Consider the following 21,412-nt stretch of genomic DNA (forward strand, 5'->3'; position numbering starts at 1 on the left):
GAACAAATGAGTAGTAAAATTTTCAAGATTACAGCAGTAGCGGCAACGGTTGCTGCTTCATTTTCTGCAAATGCGGCGCTGTATAATGTTTATAAATATGAAGATGTGGCGGACAATGAGATAACGCAGACTTACGGTGTCGCGATAGCACCAGCTGCTAACGGTGCGGCGTCGTGTTTTGATGCTAGCTGTGGCCAAGGTGATTATGCAATCGCTTATGAAGGTAAAAAGTATCAAGAAGGTTTCCAATACCGAGATGAATCCCCATTCTTAGTTAACTTTGGCTTTGACTACATCGACGTGGGCGACAATCTTTACGATAACTTCCGCTCTTACTGTTACAACTATTTGGGTTACACGGATTCACTCTGTGAAAACTGGGCTACAACTCAATACACTAATGGTTTTGCTAATGAGTTTGAAAATAGCGATGTAAACAACTCAAAAGCATTCATCGAATTTGCATCAGAGCGACCATCTGATGGTAATGTCGTGATCAATAGTATTAATGCAGATGGCAATGCTGTAGGCAGTTTCCAAGCGAGTGTTGAAGAACGTAATGTTGCTTTTGCGGACGGGTTAACGGTCGGTTCCGCCGCTCGTTCTCGTGCTTGGGCTCAGGTCGATGATGGTACTGACGTATATACAGTAGGTAGTATCTCAACTAAGTATGGAACAGGAAGTGACTATACTTCTGAAGCTATAATTTGGCAGACTCCGACTGGTGGAGGCACAACTACAACAAATCGTATTGCATGGGAAAATTCTGCTATCCGTGACCAAGTAATGCCACAAGGCTCAGCTCGAGATGTGACACTTATTGGCAGTGATATCTATGCTGTCGGTTTTAATAGTGATGTTGAAGAACGTCTCCGAGCTGCTGTTTTTTACTATGACACTGTGAATACTAAATGGACTCATCGATTTGTATCTGGCTTTGACGGTGGTGACCGAAGCTTAGATAACTACCTGAACTCAAAACTTTCTGCTGTAAGTGAAAACGGTGTAGCAGTTGGTACCTATAAGTTACGTGACGTTATCAGTAATGGTGCGTACAGTAATGGCTTGTTCTACGTTACAAATGTGGCTGACCCGAACCCATCTGCGCAAGTCTTTTCAGGTGACATTTTCTTTACTGGAGCTAATGGTCTAATTGGTGGTATTAATAAGTACGATGAGGTTGTTGGCACCGTAGACTTTGAAACGCACCGTGAAGTGGATGGTAAACCTCGTGCTCAACGTGGTTTCATTACTCAGCTTACCAGCAAAGCGCAAGCTCCACTCCAGGGCAAAGCGTGGTACCTAGATAACCTTACTTATGGTAGCAATGCCCTTGCTTCAAACAATGATTATCGTATTGTTCAAGCCGGTGACATTAACGACGCAGGTGTCATTGCCGCGACGGCATACTACTGTGAAGGTGGTTACGCAAGCGATGCAATTGATGCGTCTTGTAACAGCACATCAAAACTTGTTGCTGTTAAGCTTGTCCCAGTTACAAACCCATCAATTACCGAACGTCCAGTTGAAACCTCAACTGTTGAGCGCCAAGGTGGTACGTTAGGTTTCTTTGCTCTGACACTGCTTGGACTGCTTGGGTTCCGTAGAAAATAGGTTAAATATTCAACAAAGGCACAGGTTCACAGTTTTGAATCTGTGCCTTTTTTTTATCTTGAATAAAGCCACATTTTGATCGAATCTTAATCTAGAAGCCATGAAAGCTTCATGTCTTTCACATAAGGCGAGTAACAAGGTTGCTGGTGGTGTGACAGATTTAAGTAGTACGTTAAGAAAACATTTTATGTATGAGGACGACACTATGAAGAGACAAAAGCGTGACCGCTTAGAAAGAGCTCAATCTCAAGGATACAAAGCTGGCTTGAATGGTCGCTCTATGGAGGCATGTCCATATCAGCAGATGGATGCTCGATCTTATTGGCTTGGTGGTTGGCGCGATGCCAGAGAAGACAAACACTCTGGTCTCTACAAATAACACTTAATCCACATACTTGAAAAAGGATTTAGCCCCGAAAGGGGCTTTTAAATACCTCAATGATGCACTATAACTAAATGTTTTTAGATCTAAAAAGCGACTAAAAATAGTCGCTTTTTAAAAAGTAACCTAAGTGCTTAGAACGCAGAAGTATCTTGGAAAAGACCAACTTTTAGATCTTTCGCTACATAGATCTCTTTACCATCAACTAATACGCGACCGTCTGCAAGGCCCATAACTAGTTTACGGTTTACTACGCGCTTCATGTGAATCTCGTACGTTACTTTTTTAGCTGTAGGTAGGATTTGACCAGTGAATTTAACTTCACCTACACCTAGAGCACGGCCTTTACCTTTGCCGCCAACCCAGCCAAGGAAGAAGCCTACTAGCTGCCACATTGCATCTAGGCCGAGACAACCAGGCATTACTGGGTCACCAGGGAAGTGACAATCAAAGAACCATAGGTCTGGAGTAATATCTAGCTCAGCTAGGATAAGACCCTTACCGTAATCGCCTTCTGTTTCAGACATCTTACTGATGCGATCCATCATTAGCATGTTTGGTGCAGGTAGTTGAGGGTAACCCGGGCCGAACAATTCACCTTGGCTAGATGCTAGAAGGTCTTCACGGTTATAAGAATCACGTTTGTTTTGCATTATCAATTACTCCAAATTTTGATAGGAGCATGTTAGTGAACACGTGTACGCTAAACAACTCCGATCAGTCCTTTTTTAAATTATTTTTGGCTTACATGAACCAGTTTTTGATACGTTCCACAAGTCTAGGAGGATGTTCATGTCGCTCAAAGTTTTCAATACGTTGCGCTATCTTGCTAATTACGCTTTCATCATCTTCGCCTCTGAATGGCTTACCCATAATGATTGGTATAGCTTCATCGACAGTAGACACAGACCAGATGTGAAACTCATTCTTTTTGATACTCTCGACCACGTCTTTATGTAGCGCTAAGTGTTTCAAATTCGTTTTAGGCAAGATGACACCTTGTTCGCCCGTAAATCCTTGATGCTTACATACATGGTAAAAGCCTTCGATTTTCTCGTTCAGTCCACCAACAGCTTGTACACGGCCAAACTGATCAACAGCACCTGTAACTGCAATTTGCTGGTTAATAGGGTACTCAGACAAAGCACTTACGAATGAACAAAGTTCAGCTAAGGTTGCACTGTCTCCATCGACCTCACTGTACGACTGCTCAAAAACAACAGACGCAGAGTAAGGAAGAGGCTCGTCGAGCTGAAGTGCACTGCTAACAAAAGCCTGCATAATCATCATACCTTTAGCATGAAGATTGCCGCCAAGTTCAGCTTTACGCTCTACATCAGAAATATCGCCATCACCGAAATGAATGACACAAGAAATTCGTGCAGGCTCACCATAAGACATAGGGTGCCCTGGTACATCAATGACCGTTAGGCCGTTGACCTGGCCGACACATTCACCTTGTGTTTCAATAATAACTTGTCCATCAGTAATATCCGCAAGAGCGCGTTCTGGTAGGTAGGCTTCTCGGTGGTATTTGTTATCTAAAGCTTGGTCTAAATCGATCTCTGACAGGAACTGCTGGTTAGACGTCAGGCGTGCTTCTTGTAGGAGCGATAAATACCACAGTACTTCGATTGGCATGTAGTGCTGATCTTCAGTATATCGTGCACCTGCATTCATCAAACGGTGAATAGCGCCAAAAGTAGGTTGGGGCAGTTTGTAATTTTGAACAATCCATGAAAGAAACCCTAAGTACTGTTCAATGCTATTCTTATCTAACGCCAGCTCCGTTTCTATCTCAGTAAAAAGTGCGAGACCTGTATAAAGCTCTGGTTCTAAGTATTCAAAATCTGCAATTTGATGTCTATCTCCGACCAGTATAACTTTGAGATCATAACAGTGAGAAGGCTCAGTGATAGCAGGCTGCCTCGGATTCGCGTTAACTGGATTTACCGCTTGTCCTAATAAGACGGTTCGCAATACTTGCCAACTGGCAGGGTTAGCTAACAGCAAAGTTGCGGGGATAATAAGGTAACCACCGTTGGCTTTATCAAGTAAACCTTGAATTTCTGTGACAACGTCACCTTTCTCGTTGCACGTATACGAACCAAGCAGGGTGGATATGTTTAGGGACTCTGTCGTTAAGCTTGGAACGGCAGAATCTAAAGAGTTTAAACCGTCTCTTATTAAGTTTCTGTAGAAAGCATTGTCGATGGAATTTACGACTAATAGTCGACTATATCCTGCGATTTTAGTAAACGTCTGTAACGACTGTTTCAGCCTTGGTTGAATATCGAAAAAATTAACTAGGCCTAGCTCAGAAAATCTTTGAATTTGAGCGTCATAGCGAGAATATTGAGGAGTTACCGCGTGCCAGCTTTCTTGGTTCATTGAATCAGATCATGTGCTTAAATCGGACGCAAAGTATATAGAAAAACTGAAGTAGTATATATAGATAATTTTATCTAATGATCTTGATCGCTTTTCGAATACAATAGGGATTGTAAGTTTCGTTACTTACAGTTACGCTGTCACTCTAACGTTTATTAAATGGCCTCGAAATGAAATATCAGCAGCTTGAAAATCTTGAATGTGGTTGGAAATGGACTTATTTGATCAACAAATGGAAAGCTGGTGAGTCGATCACTTGCCACATAGATTCAAGTGAAGCTGATGCTGCTGTCGCTGAACTCAAAGGCTTGGAACACGAACCAACGCGAGTTCTGGAATGGATTGAAAACCATATGTCTCCAGAACTTGATAATAAATTGAAGCAAGCGATTCGTGCCAAAAGAAAACGTCATTTCAATGCGGAACAAATTCATACTAAGAAGAAATCGATTGATCTCGATTATCGTGTTTGGGAAAAGCTGTCACACCGCGCAAATGAGCTCGGTTGTACGCTTTCTGACGCTATCGAGTATTTGTTATCCGAAGCTTCGAGAAGTGAAAAAGCGAGCAAAGCGGTAAACAGCTTAAAAGAAGATCTAAGTAAACTGCTTGATTAACTTTAGGGAGTCACCTGATGCTATATGTCATCCTAGTCGCTGCAATTATCATCTTTTGGCTAGTCGCAGTCGATAGACCCGTACTAAAAGTAAAATTTTTAAAGGGTAAGATAGTTGGTGAAAAAGGGCATTTCCCACCGAGTTTTCGTTATAACGTTATAGAAATCGGGCATAAGACTCCGTTTAGTGGTGAACTCAAGGTCTACCAACAACGCTCAGGTGCTAAATTAGTGATGTCGAAAGATATAAACAAGTCAGTTCAGCAACGAATTCGCAATGTGTTCCCGTTTCAAGGCTTCCGCTCAAAAGGCAATAAAAAAGCCAGTTGAGAAACTTGTTAATTTCATAATTTCCTCCTACGTTTCTAAAAGCTAAGTTATAGATATTTTCTAGGTCAACGTGTTTGTTATCTTGTTTCTAGAGGTAACCACGATGATTAAACATATACTATTTTTCACACTGTTAATGAGCTTCTGTGTCACCGCTGATGATGCAGAGGTCAATCCACTTGCCAAGAAGATTAAGTCAAATATAGAAAAACAAATATCTAAGCATGAACACGAGGGCTATTGTGATTTGTTTATTGAAATGTCTCACATGGAAGCATTTGCGGTGGTTAAAAGGGTAACCTCTACGGGTGACCACAAGTTATGTAAACTCAGTAAGCGTGTCGTAAGAAAAGGGCACCGCTATAAAACTAACGTCTCAGAAAAATACATTCGATTACACATTGAAAATTAGTGAATGACATACTATATTCGCGCAGATTTTCATAAATTCAGATGGCTATGCGAAGTTCGTTAACAACAAACAAGAATTACAATAAAGAGGCTCAGGCTTTAGCTCAAAAGATCTCGCTATTAACGAGAGAACGACATGCGAAATGGTTGGTCAGTTTAAAGTACTTGCTAGATCAAACTGATGTAGATGGAGTCCTTAGTAGACAAAGTGAGTTTTGTGACAGTGTAATTCTACACGAGAAAGAGCGAATTACAGATAATCAGCGTTTGTTGCTAGAGTGCGAGACATCAAGAGTTCAGGAACGTCGCAAGGCGATTGAAGAAAGACAAAAAATTCATAGCTTTGTAGTCAATGACATCGCCGCACACGCTCAGAACAAGATTCTAGAAAAACTATCGACGTCACCAGTGGATAAACTCTTTAATCGTTTTCCTGACTTCAATCACTTCTTAAGTATCGCTTATTCTCCGTCTTTGAACTTTTCTAAGCTTTCGGTTTTAACAACTAATGACAGCCAACTAAAATCTGAAGTCGTTGGTTTAGCCAACAACCCAAAGTTTTGCGCTCGGATTGGCAAATCTGTACGTAGCGTGCAAGATCCCAAAGTAGCGATAGGAACCTTAGGGATAGAAAACTCTCGCTTATTGTTCCCAATACTTATGGCGAGGCGCCTGTTGAGATGGCAGGATAAGCCGACAAAGAGCATCGCGCCGAAGCTATGGCAGCATTTGATTCTAACAGCCAACGTGACCAGATTAAGGATGGAGCAGGGAGCATCAAAAAACCCTGAGCAAGGTGTACTATTAGGCGTACTACGAACCATTAGCCACTTTGCGGTGGTTAATCACTTCACTCAAATGTATGAAGACGCATTAGTCGAAAAAATGCGCTTTTATCGAGAGAATCACATGCGTGATGAATACTATGCATGCGCAGATGTGACTCCTAATTTAAGCATCATTCCTAAGCTGATTGTTAAGCTTGAAAAAATACTGACCCACAAGATTATTGATTCACTTGAGTGGACTCCGCAAACCGCGCACCTTAAAGTTGCGCTACAAGAAGACTTGGCTGAGACTCCAATACTTGAGCGAAGCGAAGCAGGTATTGCATTAGGCCAGGCTCAAGCATATGCAATATTTGATGGCCTAGAACGAAGCGATGTTTTTGTTGAAAAGCATAAACCATACTGGTTTGCTAATGTGCAGATGTCCGGGGAGTCTATTCAGTCAATTCGTGCTAAACAGCCAGGTAAAGTGGAGCTAAATAGCTAGGACGTACTTAATTTAACGCACTATAACTAAATTTATTGCTGATAATTTAAAACCATAGCACGGCACTTCACAATGAAACACGAACTTCGTTGGATTCTAGTAAGTTATGGTGGTTGGTTTGAGTTAGAGCCTCAGAAGATAGATAGCAAAGTACTAACAATGTGAATGTATAGGAAAACGAAGTTCATCAACAGCATCATAGTTTTCTGGCTGTACTCAATAATCAGACATTAAAGCGAGAACATGAGCCGGCGCGCTGTGTAAAATCTAGAGTGTTTGTCAGGCTAAGAGCCGTAAAAATTCGCGTAGAGCAACCAGATGAAACGATAAAGAGTCTGTGGGTTTAAATAGGTACAAGAACATTCAAAGTCTATGTGTGAACTTACGGAATTTAATCAATCATCAGAAAGCCCAAGGCCAATCTTTGCTAAACATCTGAAATTGGCATCAGGTGAATGATCTTCGTTAAAAATCATAGCTAATTAGTCACCAAATTACTCATAGCCTCTAATATTTAAGTGCGCATTATGTATCTTATGTTAAATGAGGTTTAAAGGTTCTACAATGTGGCTGTGTTATTGCTCTCCCTCTCGGTGTGCATCTGGAATTTATTCAACATAATTGATTTACCATAAAATACCTAATAAACAGTATTTATAATCTAACGATTCTAATACTGTTTATTAGTAGCTTTTGATTAAACTAATATCGCTGAATTTCCTTTGATGGCAAATGCGTCATTGTTTAGTACATCAAAATGATGGCGATTTACTGCGTTTTCAAATTTCTGCTTTATTCCCGGAAAATTGGAATGTGCTGCAATACGATTTGATGTTGTTGTTATGATTAGGTTTTTCGCTGTGTATACCTTACTGTGCATCTTTTTATATAAGGCTTTGTTTTTATCCATCTTTCCGTAAAGCTCTAAAATCTGTTCCTTAGACAAACGTAACGTTGAATTCTGTTTAAAGTTGGTTCCCCAACTGGACAATACTTTCTCAGCGAAATCACGAGTAACAAAACCAGGCCCAAGCAATAAATGCTCTCCTTGGCCACCGCCACTCGTTCTTGATGCGCCAACCAGAGTTGCGTGTCGACCTGGCATTAGTGTGGTATAGAATTTGGTGTTCTTGTGAAGATTTGGCATACGTGCTTTGAAGAATAATGAGCGCTCATCTTGCGCAAATACACATACAATCTGTTTTACGTTTGGGCCCAATGTCTTGTAATCTTGGAAAGCATTCATGCCACCGGGTACGGGATCTAGCGCGAATATATTGACCTTTATATTGGCTAAAGCTGGGACTTTTAACAGAGCATTAGCGAGTTCGAAACATGTCACGCCTCCTCGACTCCAACCAATGAGATTGAGTTGAGTGATTGGGTTCTTTTCACGTTCGGTTGAAATCATTTCCATTTGGAAGTTGAGACCCGATTTCAGATCTGAAGCGAGTTCATCCCGTTGGGATTGCCATTTTGAATAAGCTGAACTTATTCTATTAAACGGTTTTTGCGCACTCAACATGTCACTAGCTCTAGCTTTGAAATCAACAGGACGTGATGTTTTTCTTCCTACTAGTAAGTTAATAACGTGCTGAATGTTACTATCTACACCTTTGCCCGCAAGTTGCCCCATAATTTGACAGTATGTGTCATCTTTAGTTTGTTTTTTCCATTCACTTAAATTGCCGCTACCTACTCCATCAACCTGTATATAGTCAACATTGTCACGACCAACGATGTTTTTTGCGAGAACAGAAACCAGTTCTCCCGCAGCATAGGCTTTGTGAACATGGTTTTCAGAAGTTGCACCCGTACCACTAAAAAATACAGTCACTGTGGTCATGATTGTTCCTCATTAAGAAGTACGTTGAGAAAGCTCGATAGATTGGATTTGTGAATCGGTGGTATTAAGAATGTAGTTCATAGGATTTGAATCACAAAACTTAACTCGGCTACCTATCTATATCTTTAGTAGAAGCTTTTTGTTTTATAAATCAAGTCTATCAACTACTTTGAGGGATTAAATAGAAGTGCGAGCGATAATTAGAGCCGTGCCAAGTTATTTGGTCTGATGAGTGATAAGGCAGACGACTGTCTGCCCCTTTATCATTGTGACGCGGTAACTAAATGCTATCTAGATTCTGAACTTGACCCCGGTTAGATTGCTTTGCTCTAGGTCCGAAATAGATAGTTCGAATTCAGTTCCTGATTCAGGATAAATTTCCCAATTTGATTCATTTTCGATGATTTTTATTGCGCTATTTCTAGGTTCAATTATCCAGTTATTTGATGGTTTTTGTAACACAACCTTATCTTCGATTTTTTGAGCATTGAACTGCTCATTTTTAACACTAAATGAACAGTTTGGTTTCAAATTACACTCGACAATTTGCTGATCTGTGAATGTGACTGTTCGCCAAATAAACACTGTAACTAAAAGGGTTAACATGATGATTATTTGAACAAAACGTCCTCTTGTAAGTTTTTCGGCAGCCATACTGCGGTGTTCTCCGTGTAACAAACTTCAAAGTTTTAAAATAAAAGGCCAAAACCTGAACGACTGTAAGGTTACTACTCTGTCATTGAATTGTTAAATGCAGTATAGTTGGCGGCTGAAAATGCCACTTTTTCTTAAAATCGGCAAGAATTATTAACTGATTGTTTCAGATTGTTTTTCTTTATGGTTTGGGTGGCATTACGACATGTGTCGTGTTGGAAGTAAAGTGTAGTTAATTAGAAATTGGAAGCATGCAAATGAGCCAAGAAAAGCAGCTTGAACAAAACTACAACTATACAGTCGTTCGTCAGTTTACCTTAGTGACCATTCTCTGGGGTATAGTTGGCATGGCTGTTGGTGTTTTGATTGCCGCTCAATTAGTTTGGCCACAGCTAAACTTTGATACGCCGTGGTTGACGTATAGTCGCTTACGTCCTCTGCATACTAATGCGGTTATTTTCGCGTTCGGTACAAGTGCCCTATTCGCAACGTCTTATTACGTTGTTCAGCGTACCTGTCAGCAACGTTTATTTGGTGGCCCTCTTGTCGCCTTTACCTTCTGGGGCTGGCAAGCCATTATTTTAGCAGCAGCTATTACTCTACCGTTGGGTTTCACCTCTGGTAAAGAATACGCTGAGCTAGAGTGGCCAATCGACATTGCCATCGCAGTTGTCTGGGTTTCTTATGCGATTGTGTTCTTTGGAACATTGATCACTCGTAGAACCTCTCACATCTACGTAGCAAACTGGTTCTTCGGTGCCTTTATTATCACTGTCGCTGTTTTACACATCGTAAACAGCATGGCAATTCCTGTATCTATGGGTAAATCATACTCGATTTATTCTGGTGCAGTGGATGCAATGGTTCAGTGGTGGTACGGACACAACGCAGTAGGTTTCCTACTGACAGCTGGTTTCCTAGGTATGATGTACTACTTCGTACCTAAGCAAGCTGAACGTCCTGTTTATTCATACCGTTTGTCTATCGTTCACTTCTGGGCTCTTATCTCTCTATACATTTGGGCTGGCCCTCACCACCTACACTACACTGCTCTTCCAGATTGGACGCAGTCACTAGGTATGGTTATGTCACTGGTACTATTTGCTCCTTCTTGGGGTGGTATGATTAACGGTATCATGACGCTATCAGGTGCATGGCATAAACTTCGTTATGACCCAATTCTTCGTTTCCTAATCGTATCTCTATCGTTCTACGGTATGTCTACGTTCGAAGGTCCGATGATGTCAATCAAGACAGTTAACGCACTGTCTCACTACACAGACTGGACTATCGGTCACGTACACTCCGGTGCTTTAGGTTGGGTTGCAATGGTATCTATCGGTTCGGTATACCATCTTGTTCCTAAGCTATTTGGCCAAGAGCGTATGTACTCTGTGAGCCTTGTTAACACGCACTTCTGGCTAGCAACTATCGGTACAGTTCTGTACATCGTTGCTATGTGGATCTCTGGTGTAATGCAAGGTCTGATGTGGCGTGCAGTAAACTCTGACGGTACATTGACTTACAGCTTCGTTGAATCTGTACAAGCGTCTTACCCATTCTACTTTGTACGTTTCCTAGGTGGATTTATTTTCCTAGCAGGTATGTTCCTAATGGCATACAACACGTATAAGACAGTAAGCGCGCCAAAAGATAGCCTAAAAGCTATCCCTCAGCCGGCATAAGGAGATTAAAGAATGAGTTCAAATTCTAACAATCGCCACGAAATTGTTGAACGCAATGTCGGTTTACTAGCGATTCTTATCGTTTTTGCAATCAGTTTGGGTGCTCTTGTAGAGATCACTCCTCTGATTTTCCAAAAACAAACGACTGAGCCTGTTGAGAACTTACGTCCTTACACAGCACTTGAAATGGAAGGTCGTGACGTTTACATCCGTGAAGGTTGTAACGTATGTCACAGCCAGATGATTCGTCCATTCCGTTCTGAAACAGAGCGTTACGGTCACTACTCTGTTGCTGGTGAAAGTGTATACGAGCACCCATTCCTATGGGGTTCTAAGCGTACTGGTCCTGACCTAGCACGCGTTGGTGGTCGTTACTCTGATGAGTGGCACCGCGTTCACCTAATTGATCCACGTGAGTTGGTTCCTGAGTCAAACATGCCTGGTTTCCCATGGCTTGCAGAAAATGTTCTTGATGGTAAGGACACTCAGAAGAAGCTAACTATCTTCCGTGATCAGTTTGGTGTTCCATACACTGATGAGCAAATTGCAAACGCGTCTAAAGATGTAGAAGGTAAAACTGAGATGGATGCCATCATCGCTTACCTTCAGTCTCTTGGTCACGCAATGAAATAATAAGGGGTGATTATGGATATCGGTACTATTCACAGTATTTGGACCATAGTGCTTTTCGTAAGCTTTATAGGCGTTGTTTGGTGGGCTTATGGTAAGAGTCGTAAGTCTCGTTTCGATGAAGCCGCAAACCTTGTATTCGCTGATGAAGAGCAAGCACCTTCAAAAGAACAAGGAGTGACTAAGCAATGACTACATTTTGGAGTCTTTGGATAATCATCATTACAGTCGGTACGTTAGTTGGCTGTGCTGCTGTCCTTTATTGGTGCCTTAAAGACAAAATGGGCGTCGAAGAAGGTGCAGACATGGGCCACGAATACGATGGCATTCGTGAGCTTAACAACCCACTACCGAAATGGTGGACTTACCTATTTGTTGGTACGTTTGTCTTCGCTGCGATTTACCTAACGCTTTACCCAGGCCTAGGTAACTTCAAGGGCGTTCTAGGTTGGCAGAGCTCTGACCAAACTGTTCGTTCGATTGAAGAATCAAAAGCGTCGATTGCTGCGGCGCAACAGAACAAGCAACTTGTACAATACGCAAAAGAACTTGATGATGCAGACACCTACTTTGGTGAAGCATTCAAGAAACTTGCATACGTAGATGGTTCAACTGAACTGCGTTCAATCCCTGAAATTGCAGCGGATAACGAAGCAGTAAAAGTTGGTCAGCGTTTGTTCCTACAGAACTGTTCTCAATGTCACGGTTCTGATGCTCGTGGTTTGAAAGGTTTCCCTAACCTTACTGATGATGCATGGCTATACGGCGGTGAGCCGCAAGCAATCGTGACAACAGTAATGAATGGTCGAATCGGTCAAATGCCAGCATGGAAAGATGCACTAGGTGAGCAAGGTGTTAAAGAAGTTGTAAGCTACACGCTAAGCCTATCTGGTCGTTCTGTAAACGCAAAAGAAGCGGCAGCTGGTAAAGCTCGTTTTGTTGTGTGTGCAGCATGTCACGGTACAGATGGTAAAGGTAACCCAGCAGTGGGTGCACCAGACCTTACTGACCAAGACTGGCTATTTGGCGGTTCACGCGCCGATGTAACTGAAACAGTAATGAACGGTCGTTCAGGCGTAATGCCAGCTTGGAAAGATATTCTAGGCGAAGACAAAGTTCAGCTTGTTTCTGCATACGTGTGGAGCCTAAGCAACTCGGAACAATAAGTTACATTTCAATAACAGCCCCTTACTTTCTATAGATGGTAATGGGGCTGTCTTTCCTTTACAGTTAAAGCCCTAAATTTATTTAATTTTTTATTGAGAACTATTATATGGAAAAGCCTTGGTATAAGCAGTTTTGGCCCTGGTTTATACTCTCCCTTACGGTCGGGGTATCTATATTAACTTTGGTTCGAGTCGCAATACTTACACAACATTCAGTACACTTGGTGACTGAAGATTACTATAAGAAAGGTAAAGGTATTAATGTCGACATTTCAAGAATCAACGTGACAAAAGACTTAGGTCTCGAAGCTACGGTTCGCTCACAAGGCAACACTGTAGTCATTCAATTCGATAAAGGCCAGTTAGATCACTATCCTGCCATCACCGCTATGTTTGCTCACCGTACTCTTCCTGATCATGACTTCACCAAGCTCGTTACTTCAGATGCTAGCGGTCAATATCGATTCACGCTCGATAATGAGTTACAAGGTCCATGGTTTGTTGAGCTAACGCCACATGATGAAAAGTGGTTAATTCAGGGCCGTGTTGAGTTCCCAACATCGTCAGCAGTACAACTATCTAACTAAGAAACTAATATGTGCAAATCCTGTTACCACTGTGGTGAAGATGTACCAGCCAACACGGATTTCAAAGTAGAAATATTGGGCGACATTAGAGATATGTGTTGCCCTGGCTGTGAGACGGTTGCGCAGACCATCGTCGACAGCGGTCTGGTCTCTTACTACCAATATCGCACTGCCCCTGCAGAAAAAGCCGATCTTGTTCCTGAACAACTACAAGCCCTCATTCATTACGATAACGACGACGTTCAAGCTGAATTTGTGCGCAATAGTGAAAATTGCTCAGAGGTGACGCTGTCTTTAGAAGGTGTCTCTTGTGCAGCTTGTGCATGGCTAATTGAAAAACAAGTTGCGGCGAAATCGGGCGTGGTCTCTATCCGAGTCAATACAACCACAAATCGAGCACTTCTCGCCTGGGATAAAACTCAGGTTCGTCTAAGCGAACTTCTCTCTTCTATTCATCAACTGGGCTATAAAGCAGCCCCATTCGAAGCTGACAAACAAGAAGCCTCTTACCACGAGCAGATGAAGCAATATCTATATCGTTTAGGCATTGCTGGGCTAGCAACGATGCAGGTTATGATGCTCGCTGTCGCGTTATATCTGGAAGTATTTGGTGACTTAGAACCTGAATTTAAGAATTATTTCCGCTGGGTAAGCTTGATCTTTGCAACACCGGTAATGCTTTACTCTGCACTTCCCTTTTATCTCAACGCATGGCGCAGTCTTCGAAGTCGTACGTTAGGCATGGATGTACCGGTCTCTATTGCGATGATTTTTGCTTACTGTGCAAGCCTTGTCGCGACAGTGACAGAAAAAGGCGAAGTTTTCTTCGAGTCGATCTCGATGTTTGCTTTCTTCTTATTAGTCGGCCGTTTCTTAGAAATGCGCGCTCGTCGTAAAGCTGCAGCAGCAAGTGGGAACCTACTTAAACTTATTCCAGCGATTGCCAATAAACTGAATGGTGAGCAAGTCCCTGTTAAGACTTTAAAAGTTGGCGACCAAATCCGAGTTCTACCTGGCGAGCATATTCCCGCTGACGGTAAGATACTATCTGGCCGAGTCCATATTGATGAATCCATGCTAACAGGTGAATCTTTACCAGTAGTTAAGCAAGTCGATGATCATGTCTTTGCCGGTACGCTAAATGGTGAAGAGTCTTTTGAGTTAGAAGTAACCTCTTCTAAAGCCGATTCGATGATTTCAAATATCGTTCGCTTGCAAGATGAAGCCCAGCTATCTAAGCCAAAAATTGCTGAAATTGCGGATGTTGTAGCTCGTTACTTTGTCGCTGTAATCTTGATTGTAGCCGCTGGTACTTGGTTCTTCTGGCATTCAAGTCGTCCAGACGATGCATTCTGGATTATGTTATCTGTACTTGTGGCTACTTGCCCTTGTGCTTTGTCTCTTGCGACTCCGACGGCCCTAACATGTGCTACATCACGTATGGGTAATCTTGGCATTCTTCTTCGCAAAAGCCATGTGTTTGAAACGCTTTGTAAAGTTAATCACCTGATTGTCGATAAGACAGGCACTTTGACTCATGGTGATATTGAAATTGACCAAGTTCAGCTGTTTAGTGATTTGTCTGAGAAACAAGTTTTAGCAATAGCTGCTTCGTTAGAGTCTCATGCTAACCACCCTATTGCCCGTGCTTTTAAGCCGCACTTAGATCCTTCGATTAAAGTTGATGACGTGGAGAATATTATTGGCTCAGGAATCGTAGGTAGCTTTGATTCTAAGCAAGTTAAGATTGGTAGTGCCCGTTACGTGTTAGGTGATCAGCAAGGTGCGCAGGCCAATACGGTTTACTTGTCGGTGGATGGTATTCATGTTGCTAACTTTGTTTATCGAGACCCTATCCGCTCTGAAACTAAAGAGTTCATCGAAAAATTCCAGCAATCAGGGGTGAAGGTGACACTACTTACTGGCGACACCAAAGAAAATGCCGAGATCGTTGCGTCTCAAATCGGCATCGATGATGTCGTTGCGGGTGCGAAACCACAAGACAAGCTTGCTTATTTACAAGGTGTTGACGATGGCGATATCACTATGATGATTGGTGATGGCATAAACGACGCTCCTACGCTTGCAGGCGCACACTTGTCTGTTGCTATGGGTGGCGGTGCTGACGTAGCAAAAGCCTCTGCGGATATGGTTCTCTTAGGTGACAGGCTTGATAGAATTCTTGAAGCGAGAGAGTTAGCTCAGCAAACACGTCGCATCATTAAAGAGAACTTGGCATGGTCGTTAGGATACAACTTATTAATACTTCCTTTGGCAGTCGCGGGGTTTGTTGCGCCATATTTTGCAGTAGTCGGTATGTCTGCTAGCTCAATTATTGTAATATCTAATTCTCTCCGTTTGCTCAAAGAAAAAGGTCGATAAATGGAAAGCCTTTATATCCTTATCCCAATTGCCATCGTTTTGGTATGTGTTGCCGTTGCTATATTTCTGTGGGCGGTAAAGAGCGATCAGTTCGAAGATTTAGAGCGACAAGGTCATAACATCTTGCTCGATGAAGATGAGCCTAAAGAGAACCCACCGAAATGAGCCCTGATTGGATTGGGGCCTTTCTGATCGGTTTAATTGGTGCTGGCCATTGTATGGGGATGTGTGGAGGTATTGCTTCTATGCTCACTATTGGCCAGTCTCAACCTTCTAAGACTATCCCACTATTTTATAACCTAGGACGGCTCTCTAGCTATGCCTTTATTGGTGCCATCGTTGGTGGCGCTGTGGCTTCTATTAGCGAAATAAGCGCGCTCAACAATGCATTAACCTGGTTACGCTTGGCTGCAGCAGTATTTATGATCTTACTCGCTTGCTACATTGGTCGTTGGTGGCAAGGGTTGCTAGTTGTTGAAAAGCTCGGGCAATCTCTGTGGAGAATCATTTCACCTGCAGGTAAATCTCTTTTACCTTTGAAGTCCCCTTTACATGCGGTTCCGTTTGGTTTTATTTGGGGATGGTTGCCGTGTGGATTAGTCTACTCAACACTAACATGGTCTGCCGTTTCAGGAAGCTCGCTCAACGGTGCATTAATTATGATGAGTTTTGGTTTGGGGACATTGCCGGCAATGCTGTTAATGGGCTTTGGTGCTACATATTTACATAAACTGCAACAATCTCAAATCTTCCGTAACCTTGGTGCTCTAGTTTTATTAACGTATGGCTTATATACAGGTTATGGCGCGTTATCTTTATTAGCAATAAGTTTATAGGTAGCTGTTTTTACCCACCTTTTTTCACTACCCTTTGTAGGTAATGAGTGCTAAAATATTGATGTATATCAAATAGTGAAAGGTTGTTATGATTTCTGAAAAGCCTGCAACAAAGCGCATTCAGTCGGGTGGTTGTGCGATCCACTGCCAAGATTGTAGTATTAGCCAACTTTGTATTCCATTTACGTTGAATGAATCAGAGCTCGATCAGCTTGATCAAATCATTGAACGTAAAAAGCCAATTCAAAAAGGTCAGGAACTGTTCAAAGCAGGAGATGAGTTAAAATCTCTTTACGCAATCCGTTCAGGTACGATTAAAAGCTATACGATTACTGAACAAGGTGACGAGCAAATTACTGCATTCCACCTAGCTGGCGATCTAGTTGGTTTTGATGCGATTACTGGCGACCTTCACCCTAGCTTCGCACAAGCTCTAGAAACCTCTATGGTTTGTGAAATCCCTTACGAAATTCTTGATGATCTATCAGGTAAAATGCCTAAGCTTCGTCAGCAGATCATGCGTTTGATGAGTAATGAGATTAAGGGCGACCAAGAAATGATTCTACTGCTGTCTAAAAAGAATGCAGAAGAGCGTTTAGCTGCGTTCCTTTACAACCTTTCTACTCGCTTCTCTCAACGTGGATTTAGCCCTCGTGAGTTCCGCTTAACGATGACTCGTGGTGATATCGGTAACTACCTAGGCCTAACTGTTGAAACGATTTCTCGCCTACTGGGTCGTTTCCAGAAATCTGAGATTCTAAGCGTGAAAGGTAAATACATCACTATCTTAGATCATGATGCGCTGATGGAATTGGCAGGCGTATCAACAGAATCGTAATATCTTTCAATGATGTAGCTCTCTATTCGTTCCGATGATGAGCTACATCATAATTCTCTCAGATTCCTCAATATTTTCCTAAAACTCTCCTTCGAACTAAGCTACATTAATCATATACCCCTCCTCGCCTTTAAGGAGTTCTTATATGAGCATCTACAATAAAATCTTAGTTGTTGCAGATATCAACAAAGATGAGCAGCCTGCATTGGCTCGTGCTATGCAGTTAGCTTCGAAAAGCCGTTCTCCTAGTCGAGTAACTTTCTTCCTCTCAATTTACGACTTCTCTTACGATATGACATCAATGTTGTCGATTGATGAGAGAGATGCAATGCGACGTGGTGTCATCCACCAACGTGAGCAGTGGATGCAAAAAGTCGCTAAAGACTACCTAGTTGAAGATGTCGAATTCGAGGTGCGCGTCGTATGGCACAATCGCCCTTACGAAGCCATTATTGCTGAAGTCTTCGCAGGAAGTCATGATATTGTGATTAAAGGAACACGTAAACACGATGTGCTAGAGTCGGTCATCTTCACTCCTACTGATTGGCACTTGCTGCGCAAATGTCCTTGCCCTGTACTACTAATTAAAAATGCTGAGTGGCCAGAGAATTCAAGTATTCTAGCGTCTGTTCATGTTGGCTCTGAAAACGACACGCATCTTGGTTTAAACGATTCGATGGTTGATCAATTGAATAGTTTAACTGAGCGATTAAATGCGAAACCTTACTTAGTTAATGCGTACCCAGTGACGCCAGCAAACATAACTATCGAACTGCCTGAGTTTGACCCAACAACTTATACAGATGCAGTACGTGGTCATCACCTAACTGCAATGAAGGCGCTGCGCCAAAAACATGGTTATGATGAAGAACAAACCATTGTGGAACAAGGCCTACCGGAAGATGTGATTCCAGAAGCTGCTGAAAAGTTGAATGCTGCAATGGTCATTGTTGGAACCACAGGTCGTACAGGCTTATCAGCTGTCTTTATCGGTAATACAGCGGAGCATGTTATAGATAAGATTAATTGTGATGTGATGGCGCTCAAGCCAGAAGGTTATATTAGTCCTCTTGACCCTAAAACGGCAATCTAGCTTAGCTTTGACCGAAAGTAGATAAAAAGAAAGGAAGATAATAGTTATCTTCCTTTTTTGTATTTGAGATTGAGTTTTACTAGATGTTGGTTACATCGATAAACATTGACTCATCAATATTTGTTGAAGAGACAATCGCTTCACTAAATTCGTATTCTTCACGACTACCCTCACGATCGAGTGGTAGATTTTCAAAATCAAATAAGTTCTTATCGGCCAACTGGCTAGGGCTTACGTTCTGAATTGATTTAAAGATCGCTTCTACACGGCCTGGTGTTTTCTTATCCCAGTCAATAAGCATTGCTTTGATTGACTGGCGTTGTAAGTTCTCTTGTGAGCCACATAGGTTACAAGGAATGATTGGGAACTCTTTGTGCTCCGCGTACTTGATCAGATCTTTTTCACGACAGTACGTCAGTGGGCGAATAACAACATTACGACCATCATCTGAACGAAGCTTTGGTGGCATTGCCTTCAAACGCGAACCATGGAACATATTCAGGAACATAGTTTCTACGATGTCATCAAGGTGATGACCTAGAGCTAGTTTAGTTGCGCCAATCTTTTCTGCGAATGAATATAGAGTACCGCGACGTAAACGCGAGCATAAGCCACATGTAGTTTTCCCTTCTGGCACTTTCTCTTTTACAACAGAGTAAGTGTCTTTATCTACGATGTAGTAAGGGATGTTTAATGTTTCGAAATAGTCAGGAAGAATGTGCTCAGGGAAGCCTGGCTGTTTCTGATCTAAGTTTACTGCAACAACTTCAAACTTAATCGGTGCTGCTTTCTGTAGATTCAGCAGGATATCCAGCATCGCAAATGAATCTTTACCACCACTAATACATGCCATAACAACATCACCTTCTTCGATCATGTTGTAATCAGTAATGGCATTTCCAACATTTCTTCTTAGGCGCTTTTGAAGCTTGTTGAATTCTAGGGTTTCTTTTCTTGTATCTTTTTCAGTCATTGCGAGCTCTCACATCGTCGACATAGCCGACTGTAGGACTTCCTAACATGGTTATTTGGGGCGTGGATTATACGAGCTTTTTATTCAGGATTAAATGTTTGAGACGGATTCATTGAGTAAAAAGGCAATTCATCTGATATAGCGCAACATCTGTTAAAGGTCAGCGAAATGACAAAAGTATACAGAATGGGTTGATCATATAGATATTAATCGTATACTTCCGCTGTCCAACGGGCACACCCTACAGTACACAACGCTATCCTGCTTCCACTGGTGTATTGATATTGGTGTTACACATTCCATGTTATCCAAACCTTCTTTTATTTCTCGTTTTTTTAAAGAATCGGGCGCACTTCTGCACCTTTCAATTCCTATAATATTTATGCAACTTGCCACGCAAGCCATGGGTTTTGTTGATACAACCATGGCTGGCCAAGTAAGTGCTGCAGACCTTGCGGCAATCGCTCTGGGTACTAGCCTTTGGTTACCCGTTTCACTACTGTTGAGAGGGATCATTATGGCCCTTACACCAGTAGTGGCTTATCATCGAGGCGCACAGAACTACCAATCAATTCAGACCGCTTTTATTCAGATGCTTTGGCTTTCGTCTGCGGTGAGCGCAACTCTGATTGTCTATTTATGTTCTGGTGAAATGATATTAGTTGGCCTGCAGGTTGCACCTGAGATTATCCCAATTGCCAGTGACTATGTAGTTGCCCTAGCCTTTGGCGTGCCCGGTATTGCGCTGTTCTACACCCTGAATGGTTTCTGTGAAGGAATGAATAATACTCGAGTACCCATGATCATTTCGGTTGTTGGTCTGTTGGTTAACATTCCTGTCAACTATATGCTTATCTATGGCAAGTTTGGTTTACCTGAGATGGGAGCGGTTGGGTGTGGTTGGGCAACGAGCATTGTTTACTGGTTAATGTCAGCTATTTTATTTAGCTATATCAAAGGTCACCATCATTACAAACGTATATTGCGCTTCGACTACCTAAAGCCTCAGTGGCATGAGATAAAGCAGCTCTTTAAACTGGGTATGCCAATCGGCCTAAATATTGCTGTTTGTGGCAGTATCTTTGCGGTTATTGCGCTACTGATTGGTCGGATTGGTGCTGAGAATGTTGCTGCGGCACAAATTGCGCTCAACATTTCTAGTATGACTTATATGATTCCGATGAGTTTATCTTTTGGCATCACTATTCGAGTTGGCCATGCTCTTGGTGAACAAAAAAAGCTAGATGCAAAAGATCGAAGTTTATTTGGGGTTATCACGGCGGCCCTGCTTTCATTAGTCTCAGTTGCATTCTTCTTGTTGTTCCCTGAGTGGATTATTCGACTGTACACGACAGATCCTATCGTATCGGCATCGGCTGCAACATTACTTGTATTTACCGCAGTATATCAATTTAGTGATGCGTTACAGACATCGGCTAATGGAGCATTACGTGGATACAAAGACACTAAAACTCCTATGATGCTTGCCATTGCAGCGTATTGGGGGTTAGCACTGCCACTTGGAATGGTTCTTGGTTTGACTGACTACTTAGTCCCAGCGCTGGGTGAGAAAGGATTTTGGATTGGAATCGTTGTGGGTTTGACGACAGCAGCTTTCGCTATGTTGATTCGACTTTATTGTGTTATTAAACGTGCGAGCCATCAAGCTGAACAAGATTTAGTGACGGTGTAACTAAGTTTAT

22 protein-coding genes are annotated in these 21,412 nt (G+C 42.2%); 17 read left to right on the forward strand and 5 right to left on the reverse strand.

What is annotated here, in order from left to right; genetic code table 11:
• The first annotated feature begins 6 nt into the window (after nt 1-6).
• Both AAFX28_RS16440 and rmf read left to right on the forward strand, forming a co-directional pair.
• Complete coding sequence (locus AAFX28_RS16440) at nt 7-1,614, forward strand: DUF3466 family protein (protein ID WP_408689236.1); 1,608 nt, start codon at nt 7-9, stop codon at nt 1,612-1,614.
• Between the two features lie 205 nt (nt 1,615-1,819).
• The gene (gene rmf / locus AAFX28_RS16445) at nt 1,820-1,993 is read left to right on the forward strand and encodes a ribosome modulation factor (protein WP_004414030.1); all 174 of its coding nucleotides are present in this window, start codon (nt 1,820-1,822) and stop codon (nt 1,991-1,993) included.
• Nucleotides 1,994-2,130: 137 nt separating this feature from the next.
• Here rmf and fabA read toward each other — a convergent pair whose 3' ends face one another.
• Together fabA and AAFX28_RS16455 are read right to left on the reverse strand one after the other, a co-directional pair.
• Complete coding sequence (fabA, locus tag AAFX28_RS16450; RefSeq protein WP_408689237.1) at nt 2,131-2,649, reverse strand: bifunctional 3-hydroxydecanoyl-ACP dehydratase/trans-2-decenoyl-ACP isomerase; 519 nt, start codon at nt 2,647-2,649, stop codon at nt 2,131-2,133.
• A gap of 91 nt (nt 2,650-2,740) precedes the next feature.
• Nucleotides 2,741-4,387, reverse strand: a complete 1,647-nt coding sequence (locus AAFX28_RS16455; protein WP_408689238.1) for a S16 family serine protease — start codon at nt 4,385-4,387, stop codon at nt 2,741-2,743.
• Nucleotides 4,388-4,557: 170 nt separating this feature from the next.
• On the opposite strand from AAFX28_RS16455, the gene matP reads away from it, so the two are divergent.
• The 4 genes from matP to AAFX28_RS16475 all read left to right on the forward strand — a co-directional run bounded on the left by matP (nt 4,558) and on the right by AAFX28_RS16475 (nt 7,019).
• Nucleotides 4,558-5,004 (forward strand): macrodomain Ter protein MatP, encoded by a 447-nt coding sequence (gene matP, locus AAFX28_RS16460; RefSeq protein WP_408689239.1) that lies wholly within the window; start codon nt 4,558-4,560, stop codon nt 5,002-5,004.
• A gap of 17 nt (nt 5,005-5,021) precedes the next feature.
• Nucleotides 5,022-5,333 carry a DUF3634 family protein gene (locus AAFX28_RS16465; protein ID WP_408689241.1) on the forward strand — a complete coding sequence of 104 codons (312 nt, stop codon included), beginning with the start codon at nt 5,022-5,024 and terminating at the stop codon, nt 5,331-5,333.
• 103 nt (nt 5,334-5,436) lie between these two features.
• Nucleotides 5,437-5,745 (forward strand): hypothetical protein, encoded by a 309-nt coding sequence (locus AAFX28_RS16470; RefSeq protein ID WP_408689243.1) that lies wholly within the window; start codon nt 5,437-5,439, stop codon nt 5,743-5,745.
• A gap of 41 nt (nt 5,746-5,786) precedes the next feature.
• Entirely contained in the window at nt 5,787-7,019 is a 1,233-nt protein-coding gene (locus AAFX28_RS16475) for an HDOD domain-containing protein (protein WP_408689244.1), read from the forward strand.
• A gap of 697 nt (nt 7,020-7,716) precedes the next feature.
• Here AAFX28_RS16475 and AAFX28_RS16480 read toward each other — a convergent pair.
• The gene (locus tag AAFX28_RS16480) at nt 7,717-8,865 is read right to left on the reverse strand and encodes a hypothetical protein (RefSeq protein ID WP_408689246.1); all 1,149 of its coding nucleotides are present in this window, start codon (nt 8,863-8,865) and stop codon (nt 7,717-7,719) included.
• A gap of 291 nt (nt 8,866-9,156) precedes the next feature.
• A complete protein-coding gene (locus AAFX28_RS16485; RefSeq protein WP_408689248.1) occupies nt 9,157-9,519 on the reverse strand; it encodes a hypothetical protein in 363 nt (120 codons plus the stop codon).
• A 257-nt stretch (nt 9,520-9,776) separates the two neighbouring features.
• Here AAFX28_RS16485 and ccoN point away from each other — a divergent pair, with 257 nt between their 5' ends.
• The 10 genes from ccoN (at nt 9,777) to uspE (ending at nt 18,736) form a co-directional block, all read left to right on the forward strand.
• Nucleotides 9,777-11,204 carry a cytochrome-c oxidase, cbb3-type subunit I gene (ccoN, locus tag AAFX28_RS16490; protein WP_408689250.1) on the forward strand — a complete coding sequence of 476 codons (1,428 nt, stop codon included), beginning with the start codon at nt 9,777-9,779 and terminating at the stop codon, nt 11,202-11,204.
• A 12-nt stretch (nt 11,205-11,216) separates the two neighbouring features.
• The gene (gene ccoO, locus AAFX28_RS16495) at nt 11,217-11,837 is read left to right on the forward strand and encodes a cytochrome-c oxidase, cbb3-type subunit II (protein WP_269376481.1); all 621 of its coding nucleotides are present in this window, start codon (nt 11,217-11,219) and stop codon (nt 11,835-11,837) included.
• A 12-nt stretch (nt 11,838-11,849) separates the two neighbouring features.
• Complete coding sequence (locus AAFX28_RS16500; protein WP_004414045.1) at nt 11,850-12,026, forward strand: CcoQ/FixQ family Cbb3-type cytochrome c oxidase assembly chaperone; 177 nt, start codon at nt 11,850-11,852, stop codon at nt 12,024-12,026.
• Nucleotides 12,023-13,000 carry a cytochrome-c oxidase, cbb3-type subunit III gene (gene ccoP, locus AAFX28_RS16505; RefSeq protein WP_408689252.1) on the forward strand — a complete coding sequence of 326 codons (978 nt, stop codon included), beginning with the start codon at nt 12,023-12,025 and terminating at the stop codon, nt 12,998-13,000. Before AAFX28_RS16500 ends, ccoP begins: the two co-directional genes overlap by 4 nt.
• Nucleotides 13,001-13,107: 107 nt before the next feature.
• Nucleotides 13,108-13,587 (forward strand): FixH family protein, encoded by a 480-nt coding sequence (locus tag AAFX28_RS16510; RefSeq protein WP_408689254.1) that lies wholly within the window; start codon nt 13,108-13,110, stop codon nt 13,585-13,587.
• Nucleotides 13,588-13,596: 9 nt separating this feature from the next.
• The gene (locus AAFX28_RS16515; protein ID WP_408689256.1) at nt 13,597-15,969 is read left to right on the forward strand and encodes a heavy metal translocating P-type ATPase; all 2,373 of its coding nucleotides are present in this window, start codon (nt 13,597-13,599) and stop codon (nt 15,967-15,969) included.
• Nucleotides 15,970-16,134 carry a cbb3-type cytochrome oxidase assembly protein CcoS gene (gene ccoS / locus AAFX28_RS16520; protein WP_004414049.1) on the forward strand — a complete coding sequence of 55 codons (165 nt, stop codon included), beginning with the start codon at nt 15,970-15,972 and terminating at the stop codon, nt 16,132-16,134.
• On the forward strand, nt 16,131-16,805 hold the full coding sequence (locus AAFX28_RS16525; RefSeq protein WP_408689258.1) for a sulfite exporter TauE/SafE family protein: 675 nt from the start codon (nt 16,131-16,133) through the stop codon (nt 16,803-16,805). Before ccoS ends, AAFX28_RS16525 begins: the two co-directional genes overlap by 4 nt.
• 88 nt (nt 16,806-16,893) lie before the next feature.
• A complete protein-coding gene (locus AAFX28_RS16530) occupies nt 16,894-17,643 on the forward strand; it encodes an FNR family transcription factor (RefSeq protein WP_004414051.1) in 750 nt (249 codons plus the stop codon).
• A gap of 145 nt (nt 17,644-17,788) precedes the next feature.
• Nucleotides 17,789-18,736 (forward strand): universal stress protein UspE, encoded by a 948-nt coding sequence (uspE, locus tag AAFX28_RS16535; protein WP_408689260.1) that lies wholly within the window; start codon nt 17,789-17,791, stop codon nt 18,734-18,736.
• Nucleotides 18,737-18,815: 79 nt separating this feature from the next.
• Here uspE and ttcA read toward each other — a convergent pair whose 3' ends face one another.
• Nucleotides 18,816-19,709, reverse strand: a complete 894-nt coding sequence (gene ttcA / locus AAFX28_RS16540) for a tRNA 2-thiocytidine(32) synthetase TtcA (protein WP_408689262.1) — start codon at nt 19,707-19,709, stop codon at nt 18,816-18,818.
• Between the two features lie 301 nt (nt 19,710-20,010).
• Here ttcA and AAFX28_RS16545 point away from each other — a divergent pair, with 301 nt between their 5' ends.
• Complete coding sequence (locus AAFX28_RS16545) at nt 20,011-21,402, forward strand: MATE family efflux transporter (protein WP_408689263.1); 1,392 nt, start codon at nt 20,011-20,013, stop codon at nt 21,400-21,402.
• Nucleotides 21,403-21,412 lie beyond the last annotated feature (10 nt).

The sequence above is a fragment of the Vibrio sp. TBV020 genome, assembly GCF_046056895.1.
Taxonomy (GTDB): Bacteria; Pseudomonadota; Gammaproteobacteria; order Enterobacterales; family Vibrionaceae; genus Vibrio.

What these genes read in the sequence shown, in the direction of transcription:
- AAFX28_RS16440 (WP_408689236.1), top strand. Translation starts at nt 7, where the DNA reads ATGAGTAGTAAAATTTTCAAGATTACAGCAGTAGCGGCAACGGTTGCT.
- rmf (WP_004414030.1), top strand. Translation starts at nt 1,820, where the DNA reads ATGAAGAGACAAAAGCGTGACCGCTTAGAAAGAGCTCAATCTCAAGGA.
- fabA (WP_408689237.1), bottom strand. Translation starts at nt 2,649, where the DNA reads ATGCAAAACAAACGTGATTCTTATAACCGTGAAGACCTTCTAGCATCT.
- AAFX28_RS16455 (WP_408689238.1), bottom strand. Translation starts at nt 4,387, where the DNA reads ATGAACCAAGAAAGCTGGCACGCGGTAACTCCTCAATATTCTCGCTAT.
- matP (WP_408689239.1), top strand. Translation starts at nt 4,558, where the DNA reads ATGAAATATCAGCAGCTTGAAAATCTTGAATGTGGTTGGAAATGGACT.
- AAFX28_RS16465 (WP_408689241.1), top strand. Translation starts at nt 5,022, where the DNA reads ATGCTATATGTCATCCTAGTCGCTGCAATTATCATCTTTTGGCTAGTC.
- AAFX28_RS16470 (WP_408689243.1), top strand. Translation starts at nt 5,437, where the DNA reads ATGATTAAACATATACTATTTTTCACACTGTTAATGAGCTTCTGTGTC.
- AAFX28_RS16475 (WP_408689244.1), top strand. Translation starts at nt 5,787, where the DNA reads ATGGCTATGCGAAGTTCGTTAACAACAAACAAGAATTACAATAAAGAG.
- AAFX28_RS16480 (WP_408689246.1), bottom strand. Translation starts at nt 8,865, where the DNA reads ATGACCACAGTGACTGTATTTTTTAGTGGTACGGGTGCAACTTCTGAA.
- AAFX28_RS16485 (WP_408689248.1), bottom strand. Translation starts at nt 9,519, where the DNA reads ATGGCTGCCGAAAAACTTACAAGAGGACGTTTTGTTCAAATAATCATC.
- ccoN (WP_408689250.1), top strand. Translation starts at nt 9,777, where the DNA reads ATGAGCCAAGAAAAGCAGCTTGAACAAAACTACAACTATACAGTCGTT.
- ccoO (WP_269376481.1), top strand. Translation starts at nt 11,217, where the DNA reads ATGAGTTCAAATTCTAACAATCGCCACGAAATTGTTGAACGCAATGTC.
- AAFX28_RS16500 (WP_004414045.1), top strand. Translation starts at nt 11,850, where the DNA reads ATGGATATCGGTACTATTCACAGTATTTGGACCATAGTGCTTTTCGTA.
- ccoP (WP_408689252.1), top strand. Translation starts at nt 12,023, where the DNA reads ATGACTACATTTTGGAGTCTTTGGATAATCATCATTACAGTCGGTACG.
- AAFX28_RS16510 (WP_408689254.1), top strand. Translation starts at nt 13,108, where the DNA reads ATGGAAAAGCCTTGGTATAAGCAGTTTTGGCCCTGGTTTATACTCTCC.
- AAFX28_RS16515 (WP_408689256.1), top strand. Translation starts at nt 13,597, where the DNA reads ATGTGCAAATCCTGTTACCACTGTGGTGAAGATGTACCAGCCAACACG.
- ccoS (WP_004414049.1), top strand. Translation starts at nt 15,970, where the DNA reads ATGGAAAGCCTTTATATCCTTATCCCAATTGCCATCGTTTTGGTATGT.
- AAFX28_RS16525 (WP_408689258.1), top strand. Translation starts at nt 16,131, where the DNA reads ATGAGCCCTGATTGGATTGGGGCCTTTCTGATCGGTTTAATTGGTGCT.
- AAFX28_RS16530 (WP_004414051.1), top strand. Translation starts at nt 16,894, where the DNA reads ATGATTTCTGAAAAGCCTGCAACAAAGCGCATTCAGTCGGGTGGTTGT.
- uspE (WP_408689260.1), top strand. Translation starts at nt 17,789, where the DNA reads ATGAGCATCTACAATAAAATCTTAGTTGTTGCAGATATCAACAAAGAT.
- ttcA (WP_408689262.1), bottom strand. Translation starts at nt 19,709, where the DNA reads ATGACTGAAAAAGATACAAGAAAAGAAACCCTAGAATTCAACAAGCTT.
- AAFX28_RS16545 (WP_408689263.1), top strand. Translation starts at nt 20,011, where the DNA reads ATGTTATCCAAACCTTCTTTTATTTCTCGTTTTTTTAAAGAATCGGGC.